This is a genomic window from Robertmurraya sp. FSL R5-0851 (assembly GCF_038002965.1).
Classification (GTDB): domain Bacteria; phylum Bacillota; class Bacilli; order Bacillales; family Cytobacillaceae; genus Robertmurraya_A; species Robertmurraya_A beringensis.
Map to the genome: position 1 here is coordinate 732,610 of NZ_JBBOOE010000001.1, position 22,391 is coordinate 755,000.

Sequence of the window (22,391 nt, forward strand, 5' to 3'; positions counted from 1 at the left end):
AAATACATAAAAAGTAAATCCATTGTATCCTTGTGGATATTTTTGCAACGCTAGTGGAGATTTTCCGATTAAGCAAAGTAAAATCACCCATTTTGACGTTTTTTGAGCCAATAGGCGGAATCTTTCCGTCTATTCCTGCGTTTTTTAGTGCTATTTTCTAATTAAGAGAAATTTCTCCGCTTAATGATCAAACCTGCTGTTTCCCTCATCAATCAACCAAAAATAGATATAAAAAATGGCTCAGTATAGTAAACTGAGCCATCCAGCCGTTAAAAATATCGGCGATTATTGTTTTCTTAGATTCCCTAATTCCTCCGCTAATGCCTGCGTTTCACTTGGGCTAAACGAATCTCTCTTCATCACGAGGTCATAAATTTCTTTTAGCTCTTCATACATATTTTCATCAAAATGTGATGGTTTGATGGCACCTAAGTTTAATACCTTTAGCTTTTCCTTTATCTTTTCAATCATATATTCCACATTTTCTACTGATTTCTCAGACAAGTTCATCGTTCGTTCTCCCCTTTTTCTACAAGCTTGTAAAATTATCTTTCCATGTTCCCCTATAAAAGTCAAATGAATTTCGCCAACTTCCTTCCTGAAAGGTTGAAAAGCTTTTCCTTTTCCTACAAAATATAGAAAGGAGGGAAATATTATGGTTAAAGTTTTATTTGTATGCCTCGGGAATATTTGTCGTTCACCAATGGCAGAGGCGATGTTTCGTGATTTAGTGAAAAGGGAAGGATTAGAACATAAAATAACGGTTGACTCTGCGGGTACGGGAGATTGGCATCTTGGAAAGCCTCCTCATCAGGGAACACAGGATATATTAAGTCAGCATCAAATTAGTTTCGAGGGACAGGTGGCTAGACAAATTCTTGCTGCTGATCTAAACGAGTTTGACTATATTGTGGCCATGGACTCTCAAAATGAAAAAAATATACATAAGCTGAAATCTCTTCAGTCGAGTGTCAAAATTGTAAAACTGCTTGATTATGTTCCGGAAGCAGAAAAAGTGGATGTTCCAGATCCGTACTTTACTGGGAACTTTCAAGAAGTGTTTGATTTATTAAAGATCGGCTGTGAACGTTTATTAAAAGAAATTCAAACGAATGAGAATGCAAGCTGGGAGGGAAAATGAGATGAGTGGAACAAAAAAGTTTTGGACAGGTGTTCTTTGGGGAGCTCTTGCCGGAGGGGCAATCACTTTACTCGACCGTGACACCAGACAGGCTGTTGTACAAGGTTGTAAAAAGACAAGTGGAGAGCTATCCTATTATATCAAGCATCCAGATGAAGTGGTCGAACAGGTGAAGGATGCAACCACCAAAATTCGTTCAACCGTTGAGCAAGTAAGTGGAGATATTTCATTCATTGCAGACAAGGTCGAGGAACTTCGCGAAGTAACACCAGCTGTAAAGGGGATTGTGAAGGAAACAAAAGAGGTTTTCCAAAACGAAGAAGAATAGTTCAGCGTAAAGAAGGGGGAATGGAATGGTTATTGATCTGAGATTTCTTACCTTACTTACAAAAAGAGTATTGCAGGATGATGTATTTGGACTAGCTGCACAGCTAGCCTACTTCTTTCTGCTTTCTTTATTTCCATTGCTCATATTTTTAGCGACGTTGATTTCGTTTTTACCCATTTCTCAACCAGAGCTCTTAGGTTTTGTGGAAGATTTTGCTCCAACGGAAACCTTTACTCTGATTGAAACCAACTTAAACGACCTTATGGAAAAAAGGAATGGCGGCTTGCTGTCTTTCGGGATCATTGCCACCATTTGGTCAGCATCCAATGGTATTAACGCCATTGTTCGGGCATTTAACCATGCATACGATGTCAAAGAGAGCCGTTCTTTTTTTGTCGCAAGGGGCATGTCGATCTTATTAACCTTTGCAATGATTTTTGTCTTTATTGTCGCCTTGTTGCTACCTGTTTTCGGAAAACAAATCGGCATCTTCTTATTTTCTTCATTTGGTTTATCAGATGAATTTTTGTCCATTTGGAATGCGCTTCGATGGGTGGTTAGTTCACTCATTTTGTTTACGGTATTTGTCGGTTTGTACTGGATCGCGCCAAATAAAAAATTCAAGTGTGTCCGTGCGGTACCTGGAGCTATTTTTGCCACCATCGGTTGGGCACTCGTTTCACTGGCTTTTTCTTACTATGTAAGTAATTTCGGTAATTACTCGGCAACTTATGGAAGCATCGGAGCCATCATTGTATTGATGATTTGGTTTTACATGTCAGGAATTATTATGATTATTGGTGGAGAGATTAACGCACTATATAGCAAAATAAAGGATGAAGCATGCTAAAAAGCCGGGGATGAACCCCGGCTCTTTCTATGACTTTAATAAACGTAGGCTGTTTAAAATCACAAGAATGGTACTACCTTCATGTCCGATGACCCCAAACGGAAGGTCTAAAAATTGGAGGAAGTTTGAAGCAATTAACAACATGATGACAGTGATAGAAAAAATGACATTTTGTTTGATAATTCGATTCATTCTTTGTGATAGTGTAATGGCTTCGGCAATACGAGGAAGGTCATTCTTCATTAACACGATATCAGCTGTTTCAAGTGCTACATCTGATCCTTCACCCATGGCTATCCCCACATTGGCTGTTGCTAAAGCAGGAGCATCATTGATTCCATCTCCAACCATTGCAACGGTACCGAACCGCTTTCGAATTTCTTTTAGTTTTTCCACCTTTGTTTCTGGCAGGCATTCGGCGACGTATTCATCCACATGACTTTCGCCAGCGATCGCTTCAGCCGTTTTTTCACTATCACCCGTTAGCATGATCGTATATATCCCTTTTGCTTTTAACAAATCAATGGCCGCTTTTGTTTCCTCACGTACCACATCCTTTAATGCAATAAGAGCAACAAGCGTTTCATTTTGCTTCACAAAAACAATCGTTTTCCCTTCAGATGCAAGCTGTTTGGCTATCCCATTAGAAAAGCTTTCTGCCTCCATCTTGCCAACAAAGTCAGCTTTCCCAATTTTCCAATCCAGTCCGTCAAGACTTGCTCTCACCCCATACCCTGATACATCTTCAATACTCTCCGGATGAGCTAGCGTAGACCCTGTTTCTTTTTTTACATAAGTAACAATCGCTTGAGCTAGTGGATGATTCGAATGATTCTCTATGGATGCGACTGCTTGTAAAAGGGGCTGTCTTTCCAACTCTTCGACCACAATGATATCCGTTACCTCAGGTTTCCCTTTTGTAAGGGTCCCGGTTTTATCAAAGGCAATAGCCTGTAAGTGGCTAAGGTTTTCTAGATGAACTCCGCCTTTAAAAAGGATGCCGTGCTTCGCACCATTGGAAATGGCAGATAAGGTTGCCGGCATAATTGACGCCACTAACGCACAAGGGGAGGCAACCACAAGTAAAATCATCGCCCGATAAAAGGTTTCCGTCCAACTCCAGCCAAGGGCAAAATGTGGCACAAACATCATAAGTACAACGATAGCAAGAACTGATTTTACATAAGTTCCTTCAAATTTCTCAATGAAAAGTTGAGAAGGTGATTTTTCACTTTGTGCGGATTGAACCAATTGAATGATCTTTTGAAATAGAGTGTCGCTACTTGGTTTGGTGATCTCTACGGTAAGAGATCCATTTACATTCACCGTACCAGCAAATACTTCTTCCCCGATTCCTTTACTTACTGGAAGTGATTCCCCTGTAATCGCCGCTTCATCTAAGTTCGATTGGCCTTTAATAATTTTTCCGTCTGAAGGGACGCGTTCACCAGGTTTGACTAAAATATGATCGCCAATACGAAGCTCGCTTACATGGACCGTTGCCTCATGATTCCCGCGGATAAGGAGTGCCTCTTCCGGCTGAAGCTCCATTAGTGCAGAGATCTCCTTATGGCTCTTGTTCATAGTGTACGTCTCAAGTGCTCCACTCATTGCAAAAATAAAGATTAGAATGGCCCCCTCAGTCCAATAACCGATAATCGCCGAACCGATCGCAGCAAAGATCATCAGCATTTCTACGTTCAATTCCTTATCTGCGATCGTATCTTCTATTCCTTCCTTGGCTTTAGCAAATCCACCGATCACAAAAGCAAACAGAAAGGCAATAATAGATGTGGTCGACCAATCGATTTTTTCTAATGTCCAACCAACCGCAATGAGAACCCCACTCGTAATGGCAGCGATTAATTCCGCATGCGGCTTTACTTTTTCAAAAAAGCTTTCATTTACTTCAATAGGTCTCTCTATAGCCTTTAATTCTGTATTCATATTCTCTCCTCCATTCGTCTAATTGAGAAAAATAATCAAAGTCATTACCCCTAAAAAACACGAAAGCTGTCATCTAATGATGACAGCAGTATTGCTTAGGTTATATTTTATTAAGTTCATCATACCATATATTTTATGAGTTCAGAAGGGATTTGCTCAATATATTTTTCTTCCTTAGATGGGTAGAGGATATACCACTTTACATACATTGTAATAGTTTTAATTTTAAAATAAGTAAAAGGTTAGAGGATCACGCACTATTTTCACTCGCTAAGTTTACCTTCATCCGTTTCCCAAACACAACGATCACAAGGAAGATGGAAAAAAGAAGGGTGCTTACGATATGGAAAAAGCTGATTTGATCAAAGGCTTGAATGATGACTCCACCAATCGAAGGGCCTGTTAAGCTTCCAAGGCTAAAGGCGATTCCGCAAAGCAAATTTCCTGTAGGCAATAGATTTTTCGGCATAATATCCGTCATAAACGCTATTCCTAGCGAAAATGTGGAACCAACCACCATACCGGCTGATAGGAAGCAAATAAATAAACCAAGAAATGAATCTTCTAAAAAGCTCGCTGCAGAGAAGCTCGTAAATCCAAGAAACAAAATGACAATCAACACTTTCCGGCGTCCAAAGCGGTCACTAATGATTCCGAGCGGCAGCTGTGTAATAATCCCACCCACTGCGAAGGAAGTTAGCAAGATCGACACTTCTGACACTTCAATACCAGATCTGAGGGCATATACCGGGAAAATTCCATTCAAGGATGATTCTAAAAATCCATACGCAAGCGGTGGTAAAAATGCGACCCAACCGTATTTTAGAGCTTGCCCAAAACGTTTGCCTGTGTCTTTAAAGCCACCGAGCCCTTCATCATTGTCAGGATATTCATTTTTTAATGCAAAAATAAACACCCAACCGACGAGACACATGGCTGATGAGATGATAAATGGAAGGGAGGGACTAATGTTAACAAGCGGTGTCATCAGTGGTCCAACCGCAAATCCGATCCCAAAAAACAATCCGTACAAAGAAAGATTTCTTCCCCTTGTTGCTTCTGGAGAAGAAGAAGTGATCCAGGTTTGTGTGGCAAAGTGAAGGGCGTGGTCACCTATCCCAATGAAAAAGCGAAGCAAAAGCCAAAACCAAAAGTTTTGCCACAAAGGAAAAAGGGCCAGGGCAACGACCACCAACAATCCTCCGAATAAAATAATGTTTTTATATCCAAATTTTCGAAGTGGCTGCTCCATAAAAGGTGAGGCTAGAAGAATTCCTATATATAAAGCAGTAGCATTCATTCCGTTCATTCCAGAACTGATCCCGCTTTTTTCAAAAATAACCGCGACTAATGGCAGCAGCATTCCTTGACTGAAGCCTGAGATCGCTACAATGCTGACAAGGATCCAGAAAGCCTGTTTACTATTTTTCATGTGTAGTTTCTCCTTCATATTTCTTCTCCCATCATACAAGAATACTTCGGAGGTTGAAACAAATTTTTGCGATGAAGTTCTTTTTAAAAATGGAAAAATAGTGTAATCTCATCTGTATGAAATCATATCGAGGTGAGAAAATGGAATTTCATATGAAGGATGTCGGGTTTTACACAGAAACACCATACGGAAGATTAGATGTGGCAGGTGATGAAGCTTACGGATTCCGTCCTTATCAGCTTTTAGTTGCTTCAGTTGCTGTATGTAGCGGGGGAGTTCTTCGCAAAGTGCTTGAAAAGATGCGCATGACGATTGAAGATATACACATTGCTACAGATGTGGAAAGAAACAAAGAGGAAGCGGATCGAGTCGAGGTGATTAAAGTTCACTTTACGATTAAAGGTGTGAACCTAGACGAAAAGAAAATTCATAAGGCAATGGAATTAACACGGAAAAACTGCTCGATGGTTCAATCCGTGATTGGAAAAATTGATATCGTTGAAACGTTTGAAATTGCTTCAAAATGATAATAAAAGGGAGGGGCAGAGTTTTCTGCCCCTCGTTTTACATGGTTAGCTCTTCTGGATCACTGCCCGCTTTTTCAAAATAAAGTATTCTTTCTGGCTTAAAAGCTAATAATACGTAATTCGGATCATCTGAGCCCGACATCCATTCAGCTAATGAATCGTCCCAAAATCTTTTCCGAAGGTCCGGTGATTCTTCAACCTGGGAGGTTGCCTCTATTTCACAATAATGACTGGTAAAGCTTCCTGCTTCGAGACCGAGTAAAATATGAACATTTGGATTGGAATTCATGTCATCGAGCTTATGTGTATCTTTGTGAGTGGCTGCATATAATGTCAACCCATCGTGGAAATAGAGCATAAATCGGCTAAATGGTTTCCCATCTTGAATCGTAGCAAGCGTTCCAATCGCGTGATTATCAAACATATGTAGTACTTTATCTTTTACATCCATGATGATCTCTCCTTTTAAGAAGCTACCTATAATCTGTCTCGTTATCGAGTTTTTATGACTGATAAATTTTACATGGAAGAAGGAAGGCAGTATGGCAAATAAAGTGTTCTTGATATTGGTCTTTATTGGTGTACCGTTATCTGTGGTCGGCACCATGATGCACTGGTCGAGTATTATCATGTTCATCATCTACTGTTTAACGATTATTGCGTTATCTAGTTTTATGGGGAGAGCGACCGAAAGCTTGGCTATTGTTACCGGTCCTCGAGTGGGGGGCTTATTGAATGCGACCTTTGGCAATGCGGTGGAGCTCATTATTTCTGTATTTGCGTTAAAAGCAGGATTAACGGGTGTCGTGCTTGCCTCATTAACCGGTTCTGTACTAGGCAACCTTTTGTTGGTGGCAGGACTTTCGTTTTTTGTTGGAGGACTAAAATACAAAAGACAAACCTTCAATGTGTTTGACGCAAGGCATAATTCGGGATTATTAATGTTTGCTGTGATTGTAGCCTTTGTGATACCGGAAGTATTTTCAATGACCATGGAACAAACGGAAAAAATGTCCTTAAGCGTTGGGATCTCCGTGATATTAATTCTTTTATACTTGGCGGCGTTATTTTTTAAGCTGGTTACTCACCGTGGAGTCTATCAAACCTCTCATGAAGGGGAAGAACATGAAGAAGAGGTACCGGAATGGGGAAGAAACAAAGCAATTGGAGTTTTATTTATTGCCACACTCGCTGTTGCTTATGTTTCTGAAAATCTAGTTCATACCTTTGAAGTAGTCGGAGAAACCTTTGGATGGACCGAGCTTTTCATCGGGGTTATTATTGTGGCTATAGTTGGAAATGCTGCCGAGCACGCATCAGCGGTGATTATGGCTTATAAAAACAAGATGGATATTGCGGTAGAAATTGCGGTGGGTTCGACGCTGCAAATTGCGATGTTCGTTGCACCAGCACTCGTGTTAGTGTCGTTATTTTTCCCAACACCGATGCCATTAGTGTTTACGATTCAGGAGCTGATTGCGATGGCGTCCGCTGTGTTATTGTCGATCATCATTGCAAACGATGGAGAATCCAACTGGTTTGAAGGAGCGACATTGCTAGCTGCCTATTTTATTATGGGGATTGGATTTTACTTATTATAAAGGCTCTTTTCTTAAGAAAAGAGCCTGCAAACTAAATTCTAAAGTGTAAAATAGCTATTGCCACGTTAAAATCGGCCTTAAGATTTTAACAACAATGTTTACGAAAACAGCCATAATAAACGCCAAAAAAGACTCTGTATCAAAAAACGGTACAGAGTCTTTTTTTATTTTTTTAAGTAATATTTATATTTTCAAGAATATGTTGGACAAGGTCGGAATAAAAAGATACAGACGCCTGTTTTCTAGTTTATCAACTCCCTCTCTATGATAATGGTTTCGTTAAAGAAGAGACGAATAACAAGATAAACTACAAACCTCCTTTAAAAAAGTGTTAAGCGTATGCTCTGCTATCCTCCTTTATTAAGAATGTAAGCTAATTATAGCTGATAAAAGTATTTATGTAAATATTCAGAACATTACAATATTGTTACAATTTGACGAAAGGGGGCTTATTTACTCGTTGTTTATACATCGATTATTGTTCTATGTTGGTGGACTTGCTATTTTGACTTTAGGTGCTTCTCTGACCATAAAAGCGGATCTTGGTGCTGGCCCTTGGGACTCGCTCAATGTTGGATTGACTCATTTGCTTGGGCTCACAGTAGGTGGTTGGTCCATTATTATTGGTCTACTGTTAATCTTCTTGAATGCCCTAATTAAGAAGACGATGCCCGAAGTGTCATGTGCCATAACGGTTGCTATTAGTGGGATTTTTATCGATGGGTGGCTATTATTCGTGTTTGATGCCTTTCATCCAGTTGGATTTTATCCTAAGCTAATCAGCCTTAGCTCAGGAATCTTACTCATTTCATTAGGGATAGCTACGTATATACAGGCTAGATGGCCACTGAGCCCCATTGATGATTTTATGATTGCCTTGAAGGAGAGATACAAGATTACTCTTGGAACAGCCAAAACGATAGGTGAGGTCCTTGCCTTATGCTTTGCCATTCTTCTTCATGGTCCGATTGGTTTGGGCACCTTTGCTGTGGCACTTGGTCTTGGGCCGTTTATTGCTTTTTTTAGCTTGATGTGGGAAAGAGTGTTAATTAAGAAATGGTAGAAATTTTTGGCAAATGGATAATTTGATGGAACTCCGAAAAAACTAATATCAAATCTATGAGTTAGCTGAAAGGAGTTCCCTACATGAGAAAGTTATTGTATGCGCTAGTCGTTGGCTTTCTTTTCTCGCTCTTATCTTTTTCCACCATTCACGCTGAAAAACCAGCTGCACCTGAAACAAAAAAGGAAAAGCAACAACAGGTTCAAATTCCAAACTCAGTACTAAACATTACAAAAGAAAATACATATCCTAACCCAACGCAGGATATGCCGACCTTGCAACCTAGTGAACTAACTAAGGATTTAATTGAATCTTCTAAAGTGAAAATTGAAAACCCAGAATTGATTCGCATGTTAAATGAAACGACTGTGAATAGTACACCGTTTGCTGTCGGTTACCGTGCAATCATTTACTTAGGGCAGTGGCCGTTAAATTATGAATCAAGCGAAACGGCACCGAACTGGGAATATCAAAAAATTAATACGAATTATGTAGACAATCGTGGTGGAAACACAAACTACCAAATGCATTATGTACAAGAAATGCAGAAAATTGTACGTGGTGGCTTAACCTCAAAGGTGGCTAATGCAGAGGATGTAAAGAAAATGATGCTATTAAAGGCTGCTGAAAAAACAGGTCTCCCTCTGGCATTTGAGACCGTCGTAGGTGGAGGAACGAAGAAGGATCAGGTATACAATGTACCGCCGAAACGCCTTGGTTACCTGTATGGATACGCACCAGCTGTGAATGAAAAAGGAAAGGTCACTTACGGTGAAGTGTATATCATGCTTAAAGGCAGCAAAAAAATGATTGTAGTGAAAAACGTAACGTCGCAAGGAATTGGCGCTTGGATTCCTGTTCAGGACCATATGGCATTTGGATTCATCGCACCAGATAAGCCGAGATAAGACGGAGAATCATATAAAGGGTCGATCACTAAACTTGGTGATCGACCCTTTATTTTTAAATAAGAGCTTTACGTGTAGAAAAATCAATGCCTTTATAATAACTGTTTTTCACTAACACATTCGGTCCAAGGCAGCGAGCGGCTGGGCAATGGCAACTTAAGCTTTTTGCCAAATCCGTTTCAAGCCATTTATTAAAAATGCCAGGTAACTCATCGGTTTGGATATTTCCAAGTGGTGGAGTATCACCGAAATCCGTTACGATGACATCCCCTGTGAAAATATTTATATTCAGTCGTGAACGACCATCGGGATCATTGCGGACAGTTACGTTTTTTGCACGATAAAGCTTTTGTAAGAGAGCTTGATCTTCTTCGCTTGTGTTACACGCATAGAATGGTAACGTTCCGAACAGCATCCATACATTTTCGTTTCGGAAGTCAAGTAATCTTTGAATCGCTTGGCGAATTTCGTCTAGCCCGAGAACTTCTAGATTTGATGCAAAGTCAGAAGGATACATAGAAGGTAATGAATCTTGCTTATTAGGTGATGCAGTCATACCAGCAAATCCACTGTCATACATAGGGTGAATCTCATGCCTCATACATCCCATTTCGTCTACTACCTGCTTATGTATTTTTTCTATATGAGGTACTGTCCTGTTATTTAGCATTGTCTCAGCAGATACTAAAACTCCCATATCAGATAGAGCCTTAGAGTTACTTATCATCCTGTCAAATAATGCTTTTCTTTGCTCTCTAGTAGGCTTTCTTTCCATCATAGCAAAGCCAGTATCTATAAACTCATCCTCTGTTACCCAGTTATGAGAGATATGTAATACATCTAAATAAGGTGCTATGAGCTTGTATCTGTCTAGGTCTAATGTTAGGTTAGAGTTTATCTGAGTATAGATGCCTCTCTCATTAGCATATTTCAATAAGGGTAATACATAATTTTCTACTGATTTTAAGGACATCATTGGCTCTCCACCTGTAATGCTCATAGTCCTCAAGGTAGGAATCTCATCTAACTTTTGCAGTAATAGCTCTAGAGGAAGGGCTTTAGAGTCTTTATTTGTAAGGGTATGTCCTACAGCACAATGTCTACATCTCATGTTACAGAGATGAGTAGTAGTAAATTCTATACTGGATAGAACTGATTTTCCATACTGTTTTACATCTAGATAAGCCTCCCAAGCATCATTTTTAATTGTGATTTTGGGTTTGGTTGCTTGTTTATTCATCTTAAAAACTCCTATCTTATTAATACTTAATTATTATGAGCAGTTGGTATAACTTATGTCAATGATGCAAAATACTTTTAAATTTGCAATGTAATAAATCTTGCAACCTATCAAAAACTTTATATAATAAGTAATATACTAAGCAATATGCTTACACTTTTGAGGATATAGAGAGGAGATACTGCTAATGGCAACAGTACAAAAAAAATTAGTAGCTATCTATGTCAGAAAGTCAAGGCTCAAGGATTCAGACTCTATGGAGATAAGCAGGCAGCTAGAGCTACTTACTGACTATGCAGAAAAGAATAACATGGAGTATGAGGTATTTTCTGAGGAAGGTAGCACTGAGGATTGGAATAGACCTGAGTTTCAAAGGATGCTCATGGAGCTGAGAAGAAATATTTATGATGGAGTCCTTTGTACAGATCAGGACAGGATAACAAGAGACAGAACAGATTTTGGACTCTTTGTAAGGTTTATGAAAGCTGAGGCTCTACAGCTGTATACATTGAATAAGACTTATAACTTTATGAATGATGAGGATATATTTGTAACAGGTATCCAGTCAGAAATGGATAACCACTTTATGAGGATGACAAAAAGAAAGCTCAGGAGAGGAAGAATACAGGCTATCAAGAAAGGTGTTTACTTTGGGATTGCTCCTTATGGCTATGCAAAAGATGAGCAAAAGCATCTCCTCCCTCATCCTACTGAGGCTAAGATTGTAGAGGATATTTATAGAATGTATGTAGAGGAAGGGCTTAATCAAGCTGAGATTTGTGAGCAGTTGACTCTCAGAGGGATTAAAACAAGGTCAGGAAAAAATTTCACTCCAAGAGCTACCTCCCTTATCCTGTCCAATGTAGCCTATAGAGGTGTAGTACATTATGAGCTAGAGGGAGAGGATGTTATCCATGTAGAGGAGGCTCATCCTGCTTTAGTAGATGCATATACTTACAAAAAAGCTCAGGAGATTAGAGCTGGTAGGAGAACTATTCCTCAACAGTCTCAAAGAGGAGTATATACTTTGTCTAAGCTACTTGTATGCCCAAACTGTGGGCAAACTTTATCTTTCTGTAATAAGTATGTTAAAAAGTCAGCTAGAAGGGCTTTAGATAAATCTCAGAGAGAGCTGTACCTGCTTAACTGTTTTAGCTCTAAGTCTCAGAGGGCAAAACAAGAGTTTAAAGGAGAAAAATGCAAAAATAATGCTACAAAGGCATCTAGGGTTGAGGAGGCTGTATTTAATGAGCTAAAACAGCATCTTACTGACCTTGACAGCAGGATTGAGGCTATTATTGCAGGAGATAACTCTTTCTTGAGTAATGTAGCTAGAAAACAGCAGGAGCTAACTCTTCAATATAACAAACTGAATGAGCAAAAGAAAAGGGTACAGGATGGCTTTAAGGCAGGTATCTATGAGCAAGATGAGGCTACTGAGGAGATTAAGGCTATTAAAGAGCAACAGCTAAATATTGAGGAGGAATTACAGGGCTTAGAGGGAGCAGATGCTAAGTCTGAGGTAGATAAGCATAAGAAAGCTAGGGCTAAAATAGAGATGCTCCTTTCTATGGATACAGATGCTAATCCTGTAAAAGCTAATAAACTGCTCCTTGATGTAATAGACAAAGTTTACTACTGGAAAGAGCAGTCTGACAGAGATGGAAAGACAAAACCCTTTGAGATTAAGGTTGTATATAAAGATTGGGATTGAGTAGGATGCTATGTGGACTAACCATAAATCCTTTTTTTCTTCTTTTGAAAAATAAAACATCCCTTAACTGATGCATCAGAATTATGTTGGTTATTAACTAACTCAGGTCTAAACAAAAGTCTTGTTGTATCAGTTTCTCTAAGAATAATGTCTTCTCCAATCCCAGAATCACTAGAAGTTGTTTGAATTGAAATACTCATCTCTTTTCCCCTTTTCAGCCTACTTTTATCAAGATCATCCTTTGCTATTATCAATTTGTATGATGAATCTGTCAATCCATGTTCAACTTCTTTGAAAAATGGGGAAAATAGAAGCAAACAGCCTTGAAAGTTAGAAGGAATTTCTGTAGGATGAAAAACGAGTGAAAGGAGCGAGTCAAATTGGGTAACAAAGTAAGCGATAAAAATTCACAGGTTACATTTTTAAAACAACGACTAAATATGTTTATTGAAGTATTGGATGCGATTGAACCAGAAAATACCGAGCTGGAAGATATCGATCGTCTGATTGAAATGATTGACGATTTAGAATCAAAATGCCGAGAATTTAATAACCGTGATCAATAAATGATAAAGTGTAGCTGCACTTTTTTCTATGATGAAACTTATGTTTGATATATTCGTACATATATATAGAAAGGATGTGGAGAATGTTGAATATGGGAGATTTGTTATTTCAGATATTATCCATGCTATTAATGGTCGGGTTTGTTACGGTATTTATTTACATACTTGTGAGCTATTTAAACCGCTCGAAGAAACCATCATCTTCAGCGATGGAAGAAAAACTTGACCGTATTATCGAATTGCTCGAACAGGAGAGAAAGAGGGAATAACTTATATGTTAACTAGAAGTCAGTTTTCGATCATATTAGGGTTTGCCATCGTACTTGGTGTGATTGCCGCATTGGTTGATATTCCATTTTGGATATTAATTGTGGTGATTTTATTGATTACTATGGCAGTGAGCTATTTGCCCATCATGATGAACCTATATCTTACAGACGATATGAAAAAGGTTGAGAGGTTTTTAGAAGCTAGACTGAATCAGCCCATTTTTCACTTTTATTATGCGTTAGCAAAAGAGGATGACTTTCAGGTAGAAAAAGCACTTCGAGATGTGCGTGAAAAATATAAAAAAGGTCATTATTATACGATTTATTCTGTTACCTATGCTGCATACAAAGGAACGTTAGTGGAGAAAAGAGACTCTATTGCTCAGATCAAACAGCCAGCATTAAGAGTGTATTATGAAGGGCTGTTAGCGATTGAGGAGGGAGAGCTAGATCGTGCCTCGCAACTCGCTAGTGAGCAAAAAAAACCTTGGATGAAAGAAGCAATATTAGCCGACGTTGCAGGCAGACGTGGGGAGAGTGATCTCGAGATCAAGCATCAGCAAGAAGCCCTTCGCCTGACGCATGGACTTCAGAGGTATTTGTTGGTGAAGAAATATGGAGTGGGGCGGCCGTGAATGTCACGGCCTTTTTCTATATTTCAAGGAGCGGATGGAACAAATGGCCGAAACCCTTTTCATCAAATCGCGATAGGAGTATAATATGTGATGGGGAAATGTTGAAAAATTCATACTTATTTTTTAGATACATGGGGAAGGGGAACCAGTCATGAATATCGAGAAGTTTCAGGAAAGTATGTATCAACTCATCGTAGAAACATCAACAAAGCTACCAAAGGATGTTCGACGTGCCATTCGTGCGGCGAAGGAAAAAGAGAGCGCAGGTACACGCTCAGCGATGAGCTTAGCAACGATTACAAATAATATTAAGATGGCAGACGACAATGTGTCGCCAATCTGTCAGGATACAGGGCTACCAACGTTTAAAATTAAAACGCCTGTTGGAGCCAACCAAATCGTGATGAAAAAAGCGATTAAAGAAGCAATTGCTCAAGCAACTAAAGACGGAAAACTTCGTCCAAACTCAGTTGACTCTCTTACGGGTGATAACAGTGGAGACAATCTAGGAGAAGGTACCCCTGTTATTAAGTTCGAACAATGGGAAAAGGATTATATCGACGTGCGCCTCATCTTAAAGGGTGGCGGTTGTGAAAATAAAAATATTCAATACAGCCTTCCAGCAGAGCTAGAAGGACTTGGTCGTGCTGGACGAGATCTAGATGGCATTCGTAAATGTATCATGCATTCAGTATACCAAGCACAAGGACAAGGCTGTAGTGCTGGTTTTATCGGTGTCGGTATCGGGGGAGACCGAACATCTGGTTATGAGCTAGCAAAAGAGCAACTATTCCGTTCAGTAGATGATGTGAATCCTAACGAAGATCTTCGAAAATTAGAAGAGTACGTGATGGATCACGCTAATGAATTGGGAATTGGTACGATGGGCTTTGGTGGGGAAACAACTCTCCTTGGTTGTAAAGTAGGTGTCATAAACCGTATCCCTGCGAGCTTCTTCGTATCAGTAGCTTATAACTGTTGGGCATATCGCCGTTTAGGAGTAGAGGTGAATCCAGAAACAGGTGAGATCAACAGCTGGATGTACCAAGAAGGTGAGAACGTAGATTTTGCTGCGAAACAAGAAGCGCAAGCACAAACAGCTGCATCTCAAGAAACAGAGAATCGTGTGGTTACTCTTGAAGCTCCTATCACAGAAGAGCAAATCCGTGAACTTCAAGTGGGCGATGTTGTCAAAATTAATGGCATGATGTACACGGGGCGCGATGCTATTCATAAATATTTGTCTGACCATGATGCACCGATTAACCTTGACGGACAAATCATTTACCACTGTGGACCGGTTATGCTAAAGGATGAAGAAGGCAAATGGCATGTAAAAGCGGCTGGACCAACAACCAGTATTCGTGAGGAGCCTTACCAAGGAGATATTATGAAGAGATTTGGTATCCGTGCGGTTATTGGAAAAGGCGGAATGGGTTTAAAAACTCTAGCTGCGTTAAAAGAACACGGTGGTGTGTACTTGAATGCAATCGGGGGAGCAGCCCAATACTATGCAGATTGTATAAAATCGGTTGAAGGTGTAGACCTGATGCAATTTGGAATTCCAGAAGCGATGTGGCATTTAAAAGTAGAAGGGTTTACAGCAGTCGTGACAATGGATTCTCATGGGAATAGCTTACATCAAGATGTGGAAAAATCATCTTTAGAAAAACTGGCTAAATTCAAAGAACGAGTCTTTTAATATAAAATCGTCGAGTGCTGAAGTAGCACTCGATTTTTTACATAACGGAGGAGAAAATGAAGGGGAATATTATCTTTTTAAATGGTGTATCAAGTGCAGGGAAAAGCACTTTGTCAAAGGAAATCGTGAAGTTTCTTCCTAACTATTTTCATTTTAGTGTGGATGACTTCGATACGATTATCGAAAGGATGGAAGAACGCGGGACAGATCGTCTAATTCCTGTCCCGACAGAAACGTTTTTCCACCGGTCGATTGCCATGTTTTCCGATCAAGGCATTCATCTCATAATCGACCATGTGCTGCACGATCAAGAAACGATAACAGATGCCTATCATACATTGAAAGACTATCCCATCTATTTTGTAGGTGTTCATTGTCCTGTGGAGGAACTGGAAAGAAGAGAATTGGCACGTGGCGATCGAAGAATTGGACAAGCAAGACTACAGCTTCAGTTTGTTCACCAACAGAAGGAAGCCTATGATATTGAAGTGGATACTTTTAATAATGGTACGGAGGCGAGTGCTAAAGCAATTGCCGAATTTATTTTAGCTAACGAAGCTTCACTCGGTTTTTCTAAATAACATGAATGATTTTCTCTCTAATTACGGACAATAAGGAAAACTTGTACTGTGAGAGGGGACTACAGATGAAAAAGCTGTTAGCCATCCTTTTTTCCTTATTGCTTAGCTTTTCGACCATCGTCTCAGCAAGTGTCTCCAATGCTCCGATTCACTGGGGCTTTAAAAAATCTTCAAATGAAGAACCGGTCGAAGCCGGAAAAGAGTATGATGAGCTGTTAGAGAAGTACGGAGCCTTTTATAAAGGTGATCCAAAGAAAAAGGTCATATTCCTAACATTTGATAATGGCTATGAAAATGGGTACACAGCCAAAGTGCTTGATGTGCTGAAAAAAGAGAAAGTGCCTGCCGCCTTTTTCATAACGGGTCATTACTTAGAAAGTGCCTCTGACCTTGTGAAGCGGATGGCGGATGAAGGTCATATTGTTGGCAATCATTCGTATTATCACCCAGATATGACGACCGTAAGCGACGAAAGATTTTATAGAGAGCTTGAAAAAGTTCGTGCAGGTACCGAAGAAATAACCGGTGTTAGGCATATGGTATACCTTCGCCCACCTCGAGGGGTGTTTAGTGAACGCACCCTATTGAAGGCAAAGGAAATGGGCTACACCCACGTTTTCTGGTCTCTCGCCTTTGTTGACTGGTACCGCGACGACCAAAAGGGCTGGCAGTATTCCTATAATAATGTGATGAAGCAGATTCATCCGGGAGCAGTATTGCTATTGCATACAGTATCTAAGGACAATGCGGATGCGCTAGAAACAATCATTAAGGATTTAAAAAAGAAAGGTTATACTTTTAAAAGTTTGGATGAGTACACTCGTGGTGAGGCAATGAAGGATCCGATCTTTAAGATTCGGAAACGAAATAAATGAAAAATTGTGAAGCGGATATCTATGATGTCCGCTTTTCCTCTGGTGATTAAATTTAAAAAAAGTTATTGTGTTCTATCTGAGAATTATGTAAGATATACTTCTGCTTCAAAATCTGAAGTCTCTATTAAAATTAATTTGAAAACAGAAGTTGACTTCTGCGAATCAAGATGATATAGTATGACATGTAGCCGACAACAACGACTTGAAATTAACTTTTGAAAAAGTTTTTCGTAGAAGTTGACAACGGTGAAAAGATATTATAAGATAATCAAGTGCTTAATTGAACCTTGAAAACTGAACAAGACAACAACAAACGTCAACGTTAATTCTAAGTTTTAACTTTAAGAGCTAATCTTACTCTTTATTGGAGAGTTTGATCCTGGCTCAGGACGAACGCTGGCGGCGTGCCTAATACATGCAAGTCGAGCGGACAAAGAGGAAGCTTGCTTCCTCTTTGTTAGCGGCGGACGGGTGAGTAACACGTGGGCAACCTGCCTATGAGACTGGGATAACTCCGGGAAACCGGGGCTAATACCGGATAATTCTTTTCTACACATGTAGAAAAGCTGAAAGATGGTTTCGGCTATCACTCATAGATGGGCCCGCGGCGCATTAGCTAGTTGGTGAGGTAACGGCTCACCAAGGCGACGATGCGTAGCCGACCTGAGAGGGTGATCGGCCACACTGGGACTGAGACACGGCCCAGACTCCTACGGGAGGCAGCAGTAGGGAATCTTCCGCAATGGACGAAAGTCTGACGGAGCAACGCCGCGTGAGTGATGAAGGTTTTCGGATCGTAAAACTCTGTTGTTAGGGAAGAACAAGTACCGGAGTAACTGCCGGTACCTTGACGGTACCTAACCAGAAAGCCACGGCTAACTACGTGCCAGCAGCCGCGGTAATACGTAGGTGGCAAGCGTTGTCCGGAATTATTGGGCGTAAAGCGCGCGCAGGTGGTCTCTTAAGTCTGATGTGAAAGCCCCCGGCTCAACCGGGGAGGGTCATTGGAAACTGGGAGACTTGAGTGCAGGAGAGAAGAGTGGAATTCCACGTGTAGCGGTGAAATGCGTAGAGATGTGGAGGAACACCAGTGGCGAAGGCGACTCTTTGGCCTGTAACTGACACTGAGGCGCGAAAGCGTGGGGAGCAAACAGGATTAGATACCCTGGTAGTCCACGCCGTAAACGATGAGTGCTAAGTGTTAGAGGGTTTCCGCCCTTTAGTGCTGCAGCAAACGCATTAAGCACTCCGCCTGGGGAGTACGGCCGCAAGGCTGAAACTCAAAGGAATTGACGGGGGCCCGCACAAGCGGTGGAGCATGTGGTTTAATTCGAAGCAACGCGAAGAACCTTACCAGGTCTTGACATCCTTTTGCCTTCCCTAGAGATAGGGCGTTCCCCTTCGGGGGACAAAAGTGACAGGTGGTGCATGGTTGTCGTCAGCTCGTGTCGTGAGATGTTGGGTTAAGTCCCGCAACGAGCGCAACCCTTGATCTTAGTTGCCAGCATTCAGTTGGGCACTCTAAGGTGACTGCCGGTGACAAACCGGAGGAAGGTGGGGATGACGTCAAATCATCATGCCCCTTATGACCTGGGCTACACACGTGCTACAATGGGTGGTACAAAGGGCAGCAAAGCGGCGACGCCAGAGCCAATCCCATAAAACCACTCTCAGTTCGGATTGTAGGCTGCAACTCGCCTACATGAAGCTGGAATCGCTAGTAATCGCGGATCAGCATGCCGCGGTGAATACGTTCCCGGGCCTTGTACACACCGCCCGTCACACCACGAGAGTTTGTAACACCCGAAGTCGGTGGGGTAACTCGCAAGAGAGCCAGCCGCCTAAGGTGGGACAGATGATTGGGGTGAAGTCGTAACAAGGTAGCCGTATCGGAAGGTGCGGCTGGATCACCTCCTTTCTAAGGAAAATGCTTGCGTAAGCAAGACATAATACAGACGTGACGATTTGTTCTTGTTCAGTTTTGATGGTTTAATAAGGTTTTTTTGCGAAAGCAAAAATAACCATCCATCAAACGTTGTTCTTTGAAAACTAGATAAAGTAAAAAAGTCAAGAAAGAAATCGAGTATCGCCATTTTAGGTTTTCTCTCTTAAATGAGTAGAAACAAATTAACCATAGGTTAAGTTAGAAAGGGCGCACGGTGGATGCCTTGGCACTAGGAGCCGATGAAGGACGGTACTAACACCGATATGCTTCGGGGAGCTGTAAGTAAGCTTTGATCCGGAGATTTCCGAATGGGGAAACCCTCTATCCGTAATGGGATAGAATCTTTACCTGAATACATAGGGTAATGAAGGCAGACCCGGGGAACTGAAACATCTAAGTACCCGGAGGAAGAGAAAGCAAACGCGATTCCCTGAGTAGCGGCGAGCGAAACGGGATTAGCCCAAACCAAGAGGCTTGCCTCTTGGGGTTGTAGGACACTCTATACGGAGTTACAAAGGAATGAAGTAGACGAATCGATCTGGAAAGGTCAGTCATAGAAGGTAACAACCCTGTAGTTGAAACTTCGTTCCCTCCCTGAGTGAATCCTGAGTACGGCGGAACACGTGAAATTCCGTCGGAAGCAGGGAGGACCATCTCCCAAGGCTAAATACTACCTAGTGACCGATAGTGAACCAGTACCGTGAGGGAAAGGTGAAAAGCACCCCGGAAGGGGAGTGAAAGAGATCCTGAAACCGTGTGCCTACAAGTAGTTAGAGCCCTGTGTATTTTTCCTTTGGATAAATACCGGGTGATAGCGTGCCTTTTGTAGAATGAACCGGCGAGTTACGATTACATGCGAGGTTAAGTTGATAAGACGGAGCCGTAGCGAAAGCGAGTCTGAATAGGGCGAATGAGTATGTGGTCGTAGACCCGAAACCAGGTGATCTACCCATGTCCAGGGTGAAGTCCAGGTAACACTGGATGGAGGCCCGAACCCACGCACGTTGAAAAGTGCGGGGATGAGGTGTGGGTAGCGGAGAAATTCCAATCGAACTTGGAGATAGCTGGTTCTCTCCGAAATAGCTTTAGGGCTAGCCTCATGTAGTAAGAGTCTTGGAGGTAGAGCACTGTTTGGACTAGGGGCCCTCATCGGGTTACCGAATTCAGACAAACTCCGAATGCCAAAGACTTATCCATGGGAGTCAGACTGCGAGTGATAAGATCCGTAGTCGAAAGGGAAACAGCCCAGACCACCAGCTAAGGTCCCAAAGTATACGTTAAGTGGCAAAGGATGTGGAGTTGCTTAGACAACCAGGATGTTGGCTTAGAAGCAGCCACCATTTAAAGAGTGCGTAATAGCTCACTGGTCGAGTGACTCCGCGCCGAAAATGTAACGGGGCTAAACGTATCACCGAAGCTGTGGATTGGCGTCACACGATGTCAGTGGTAGGAGAGCGTTCTAAGGGCGTTGAAGCTAGACCGGAAGGACTGGTGGAGCGCTTAGAAGTGAGAATGCCGGTATGAGTAGCGAAAGATGGGTGAGAATCCCATCCACCGAATGCCTAAGGTTTCCTGAGGAAGGCTCGTCCGCTCAGGGTTAGTCGGGACCTAAGCCGAGGCCGAAAGGCGTAGGCGATGGACAACAGGTTGATATTCCTGTACCACCAAATTACCGTTTGAGTGATGGGGGGACGCAGGAGGATAGGGTAAGCGCGCTGTTGGATATGCGCGTCCAAGCAGTTAGGCTGCAAGTGAGGCAAATCCCACTTGCAATAGGCTGAGCTGTGATGGCGAGGGAAATATAGTACCGAAGTTCCTGATTCCACACTGCCAAGAAAAGCCTCTAGCGAGGTAACAGGTGCCCGTACCGCAAACCGACACAGGTAGGCGAGGAGAGAATCCTAAGGTGAGCGAGAGAACTCTCGTTAAGGAACTCGGCAAAATGACCCCGTAACTTCGGGAGAAGGGGTGCTCTTCAGGGTGAATAGCCCAGAAGAGCCGCAGTGAATAGGCCCAGGCGACTGTTTAGCAAAAACACAGGTCTCTGCGAAGCCGCAAGGCGAAGTATAGGGGCTGACGCCTGCCCGGTGCTGGAAGGTTAAGAGGAGGGGTTAGCGTAAGCGAAGCTCTGAATCGAAGCCCCAGTAAACGGCGGCCGTAACTATAACGGTCCTAAGGTAGCGAAATTCCTTGTCGGGTAAGTTCCGACCCGCACGAAAGGCGTAACGATCTGGGCACTGTCTCAACGAGAGACTCGGTGAAATTATAGTACCTGTGAAGATGCAGGTTACCCGCGACAGGACGGAAAGACCCCGTGGAGCTTTACTGTAGCCTGATATTGAATTTTGGTACAGCTTGTACAGGATAGGTAGGAGCCTGAGAAGCCGGAGCGCTAGCTTCGGTGGAGGCGTCGGTGGGATACTACTCTGGCTGTATTGAAATTCTAACCCTCACCCCTAAATCGGGGTGGGAGACAGTGTCAGGTGGGCAGTTTGACTGGGGCGGTCGCCTCCTAAAAAGTAACGGAGGCGCCCAAAGGTTCCCTCAGAATGGTTGGAAATCATTCGTAGAGTGTAAAGGCACAAGGGAGCTTGACTGCGAGACCTACAAGTCGAGCAGGGACGAAAGTCGGGCTTAGTGATCCGGTGGTTCCGCATGGAAGGGCCATCGCTCAACGGATAAAAGCTACCCCGGGGATAACAGGCTTATCTCCCCCAAGAGTCCACATCGACGGGGAGGTTTGGCACCTCGATGTCGGCTCATCGCATCCTGGGGCTGTAGTCGGTCCCAAGGGTTGGGCTGTTCGCCCATTAAAGCGGTACGCGAGCTGGGTTCAGAACGTCGTGAGACAGTTCGGTCCCTATCCGTCGTGGGCGTAGGAAATTTGAGAGGAGCTGTCCTTAGTACGAGAGGACCGGGATGGACGCACCGCTGGTGTACCAGTTGTCTTGCCAAAGGCATCGCTGGGTAGCTATGTGCGGAAGGGATAAGTGCTGAAAGCATCTAAGCATGAAGCCCCCCTCAAGATGAGATTTCCCATAGCGCAAGCTAGTAAGATCCCTGAAAG

20 protein-coding genes and 2 rRNA genes (1 of these 22 running past the window's edge) are annotated in these 22,391 nt (G+C 42.1%); 16 read left to right on the forward strand and 6 right to left on the reverse strand.

The features are described 5' to 3' along the window. Window positions 1-285 precede the first annotated feature (285 nt). A complete protein-coding gene (locus tag MKX65_RS03865) occupies window positions 286-510 on the reverse strand; it encodes a DUF1128 domain-containing protein (RefSeq protein ID WP_119706724.1) in 225 nt (74 codons plus the stop codon). Window positions 511-655: 145 nt separating this feature from the next. Between MKX65_RS03865 and MKX65_RS03870 the strand changes: the two genes are divergently transcribed. Genes MKX65_RS03870 through MKX65_RS03880 form a run of 3 tightly spaced genes read left to right on the forward strand, consistent with a single transcriptional unit; the run spans window position 656 to window position 2,319 of the window. Further along, window positions 656-1,141 carry a low molecular weight protein-tyrosine-phosphatase gene (locus tag MKX65_RS03870; protein WP_340902440.1) on the forward strand — a complete coding sequence of 162 codons (486 nt, stop codon included), beginning with the start codon at window positions 656-658 and terminating at the stop codon, window positions 1,139-1,141. 1 nt (window position 1,142) lies between these two features. Further along, window positions 1,143-1,469: a YtxH domain-containing protein gene (locus MKX65_RS03875; RefSeq protein ID WP_160549095.1), complete on the forward strand. Its 327-nt coding sequence runs from the start codon at window positions 1,143-1,145 to the stop codon at window positions 1,467-1,469. A 25-nt stretch (window positions 1,470-1,494) separates the two neighbouring features. Beyond that, entirely contained in the window at window positions 1,495-2,319 is an 825-nt protein-coding gene (locus MKX65_RS03880; RefSeq protein ID WP_160549096.1) for a YihY/virulence factor BrkB family protein, read from the forward strand. A gap of 27 nt (window positions 2,320-2,346) precedes the next feature. Here the strand turns inward: MKX65_RS03880 and MKX65_RS03885 are convergent, their stop codons facing one another. Then, the gene (locus tag MKX65_RS03885; protein ID WP_340902443.1) at window positions 2,347-4,266 is read right to left on the reverse strand and encodes a heavy metal translocating P-type ATPase; all 1,920 of its coding nucleotides are present in this window, start codon (window positions 4,264-4,266) and stop codon (window positions 2,347-2,349) included. Window positions 4,267-4,516: 250 nt separating this feature from the next. Beyond that, window positions 4,517-5,698: an MFS transporter gene (locus tag MKX65_RS03890; protein ID WP_340902445.1), complete on the reverse strand. Its 1,182-nt coding sequence runs from the start codon at window positions 5,696-5,698 to the stop codon at window positions 4,517-4,519. A gap of 140 nt (window positions 5,699-5,838) precedes the next feature. Between MKX65_RS03890 and MKX65_RS03895 the strand changes: the two genes are divergently transcribed. Further along, window positions 5,839-6,225: an OsmC family protein gene (locus MKX65_RS03895; protein ID WP_160549099.1), complete on the forward strand. Its 387-nt coding sequence runs from the start codon at window positions 5,839-5,841 to the stop codon at window positions 6,223-6,225. 37 nt (window positions 6,226-6,262) lie between these two features. Here MKX65_RS03895 and MKX65_RS03900 read toward each other — a convergent pair whose 3' ends face one another. Then, the gene (locus tag MKX65_RS03900; RefSeq protein ID WP_160549100.1) at window positions 6,263-6,676 is read right to left on the reverse strand and encodes a pyridoxamine 5'-phosphate oxidase family protein; all 414 of its coding nucleotides are present in this window, start codon (window positions 6,674-6,676) and stop codon (window positions 6,263-6,265) included. 91 nt (window positions 6,677-6,767) lie between these two features. On the opposite strand from MKX65_RS03900, the gene cax reads away from it, so the two are divergent. The 3 genes from cax (at window position 6,768) to MKX65_RS03915 (ending at window position 9,797) form a co-directional block, all read left to right on the forward strand. Further along, the gene (gene cax, locus MKX65_RS03905) at window positions 6,768-7,826 is read left to right on the forward strand and encodes a calcium/proton exchanger (RefSeq protein ID WP_160549101.1); all 1,059 of its coding nucleotides are present in this window, start codon (window positions 6,768-6,770) and stop codon (window positions 7,824-7,826) included. 460 nt (window positions 7,827-8,286) lie between these two features. Continuing rightward, complete coding sequence (locus MKX65_RS03910) at window positions 8,287-8,889, forward strand: YczE/YyaS/YitT family protein (protein WP_340902447.1); 603 nt, start codon at window positions 8,287-8,289, stop codon at window positions 8,887-8,889. An 83-nt stretch (window positions 8,890-8,972) separates the two neighbouring features. Further along, window positions 8,973-9,797, forward strand: coding sequence for a YfkD family protein (locus tag MKX65_RS03915; RefSeq protein WP_160549103.1), 825 nt, complete (start codon window positions 8,973-8,975; stop codon window positions 9,795-9,797). A gap of 55 nt (window positions 9,798-9,852) precedes the next feature. Here MKX65_RS03915 and yfkAB read toward each other — a convergent pair whose 3' ends face one another. Beyond that, window positions 9,853-11,037: a radical SAM/CxCxxxxC motif protein YfkAB gene (gene yfkAB / locus MKX65_RS03920; RefSeq protein ID WP_160549104.1), complete on the reverse strand. Its 1,185-nt coding sequence runs from the start codon at window positions 11,035-11,037 to the stop codon at window positions 9,853-9,855. 187 nt (window positions 11,038-11,224) lie between these two features. Between yfkAB and MKX65_RS03925 the strand changes: the two genes are divergently transcribed. Next, window positions 11,225-12,751, forward strand: coding sequence for a recombinase family protein (locus MKX65_RS03925; protein WP_340902450.1), 1,527 nt, complete (start codon window positions 11,225-11,227; stop codon window positions 12,749-12,751). A 17-nt stretch (window positions 12,752-12,768) separates the two neighbouring features. Here the strand turns inward: MKX65_RS03925 and MKX65_RS03930 are convergent, their stop codons facing one another. After that, complete coding sequence (locus MKX65_RS03930; protein ID WP_340902451.1) at window positions 12,769-12,951, reverse strand: hypothetical protein; 183 nt, start codon at window positions 12,949-12,951, stop codon at window positions 12,769-12,771. Window positions 12,952-13,131: 180 nt separating this feature from the next. Between MKX65_RS03930 and MKX65_RS03935 the strand changes: the two genes are divergently transcribed. From MKX65_RS03935 to MKX65_RS03970, 8 genes are all read left to right on the forward strand, one after another. Beyond that, on the forward strand, window positions 13,132-13,317 hold the full coding sequence (locus MKX65_RS03935; protein WP_119706735.1) for an SE1561 family protein: 186 nt from the start codon (window positions 13,132-13,134) through the stop codon (window positions 13,315-13,317). Window positions 13,318-13,409: 92 nt separating this feature from the next. Beyond that, window positions 13,410-13,586 carry a DUF4083 family protein gene (locus tag MKX65_RS03940; protein ID WP_160549106.1) on the forward strand — a complete coding sequence of 59 codons (177 nt, stop codon included), beginning with the start codon at window positions 13,410-13,412 and terminating at the stop codon, window positions 13,584-13,586. A 5-nt stretch (window positions 13,587-13,591) separates the two neighbouring features. Then, window positions 13,592-14,221, forward strand: coding sequence for a hypothetical protein (locus tag MKX65_RS03945; protein WP_160549107.1), 630 nt, complete (start codon window positions 13,592-13,594; stop codon window positions 14,219-14,221). 151 nt (window positions 14,222-14,372) lie between these two features. Then, a complete protein-coding gene (locus MKX65_RS03950; protein ID WP_160549108.1) occupies window positions 14,373-15,923 on the forward strand; it encodes a FumA C-terminus/TtdB family hydratase beta subunit in 1,551 nt (516 codons plus the stop codon). A gap of 56 nt (window positions 15,924-15,979) precedes the next feature. Beyond that, the gene (locus MKX65_RS03955) at window positions 15,980-16,504 is read left to right on the forward strand and encodes a chloramphenicol phosphotransferase CPT family protein (protein ID WP_160549109.1); all 525 of its coding nucleotides are present in this window, start codon (window positions 15,980-15,982) and stop codon (window positions 16,502-16,504) included. Window positions 16,505-16,569: 65 nt separating this feature from the next. Beyond that, complete coding sequence (gene pdaA / locus MKX65_RS03960) at window positions 16,570-17,379, forward strand: delta-lactam-biosynthetic de-N-acetylase (protein WP_160549110.1); 810 nt, start codon at window positions 16,570-16,572, stop codon at window positions 17,377-17,379. A 361-nt stretch (window positions 17,380-17,740) separates the two neighbouring features. Beyond that, window positions 17,741-19,297, forward strand: a 16S ribosomal RNA gene (locus MKX65_RS03965). 218 nt (window positions 19,298-19,515) lie between these two features. After that, a 23S ribosomal RNA gene (locus MKX65_RS03970) occupies window positions 19,516-22,391 on the forward strand (it continues 81 nt past the right edge of the window). Together the 16S and 23S rRNA genes form the textbook arrangement of a ribosomal RNA operon.

What these genes read in the sequence shown, in the direction of transcription:
- MKX65_RS03865 (WP_119706724.1), bottom strand. Translation starts at nt 510, where the DNA reads ATGAACTTGTCTGAGAAATCAGTAGAAAATGTGGAATATATGATTGAA.
- MKX65_RS03870 (WP_340902440.1), top strand. Translation starts at nt 656, where the DNA reads ATGGTTAAAGTTTTATTTGTATGCCTCGGGAATATTTGTCGTTCACCA.
- MKX65_RS03875 (WP_160549095.1), top strand. Translation starts at nt 1,143, where the DNA reads ATGAGTGGAACAAAAAAGTTTTGGACAGGTGTTCTTTGGGGAGCTCTT.
- MKX65_RS03880 (WP_160549096.1), top strand. Translation starts at nt 1,495, where the DNA reads ATGGTTATTGATCTGAGATTTCTTACCTTACTTACAAAAAGAGTATTG.
- MKX65_RS03885 (WP_340902443.1), bottom strand. Translation starts at nt 4,266, where the DNA reads ATGAATACAGAATTAAAGGCTATAGAGAGACCTATTGAAGTAAATGAA.
- MKX65_RS03890 (WP_340902445.1), bottom strand. Translation starts at nt 5,698, where the DNA reads ATGAAAAATAGTAAACAGGCTTTCTGGATCCTTGTCAGCATTGTAGCG.
- MKX65_RS03895 (WP_160549099.1), top strand. Translation starts at nt 5,839, where the DNA reads ATGGAATTTCATATGAAGGATGTCGGGTTTTACACAGAAACACCATAC.
- MKX65_RS03900 (WP_160549100.1), bottom strand. Translation starts at nt 6,676, where the DNA reads ATGGATGTAAAAGATAAAGTACTACATATGTTTGATAATCACGCGATT.
- cax (WP_160549101.1), top strand. Translation starts at nt 6,768, where the DNA reads ATGGCAAATAAAGTGTTCTTGATATTGGTCTTTATTGGTGTACCGTTA.
- MKX65_RS03915 (WP_160549103.1), top strand. Translation starts at nt 8,973, where the DNA reads ATGAGAAAGTTATTGTATGCGCTAGTCGTTGGCTTTCTTTTCTCGCTC.
- yfkAB (WP_160549104.1), bottom strand. Translation starts at nt 11,037, where the DNA reads ATGAATAAACAAGCAACCAAACCCAAAATCACAATTAAAAATGATGCT.
- MKX65_RS03925 (WP_340902450.1), top strand. Translation starts at nt 11,225, where the DNA reads ATGGCAACAGTACAAAAAAAATTAGTAGCTATCTATGTCAGAAAGTCA.
- MKX65_RS03930 (WP_340902451.1), bottom strand. Translation starts at nt 12,951, where the DNA reads ATGAGTATTTCAATTCAAACAACTTCTAGTGATTCTGGGATTGGAGAA.
- MKX65_RS03940 (WP_160549106.1), top strand. Translation starts at nt 13,410, where the DNA reads ATGGGAGATTTGTTATTTCAGATATTATCCATGCTATTAATGGTCGGG.
- MKX65_RS03945 (WP_160549107.1), top strand. Translation starts at nt 13,592, where the DNA reads ATGTTAACTAGAAGTCAGTTTTCGATCATATTAGGGTTTGCCATCGTA.
- MKX65_RS03950 (WP_160549108.1), top strand. Translation starts at nt 14,373, where the DNA reads ATGAATATCGAGAAGTTTCAGGAAAGTATGTATCAACTCATCGTAGAA.
- MKX65_RS03955 (WP_160549109.1), top strand. Translation starts at nt 15,980, where the DNA reads ATGAAGGGGAATATTATCTTTTTAAATGGTGTATCAAGTGCAGGGAAA.
- pdaA (WP_160549110.1), top strand. Translation starts at nt 16,570, where the DNA reads ATGAAAAAGCTGTTAGCCATCCTTTTTTCCTTATTGCTTAGCTTTTCG.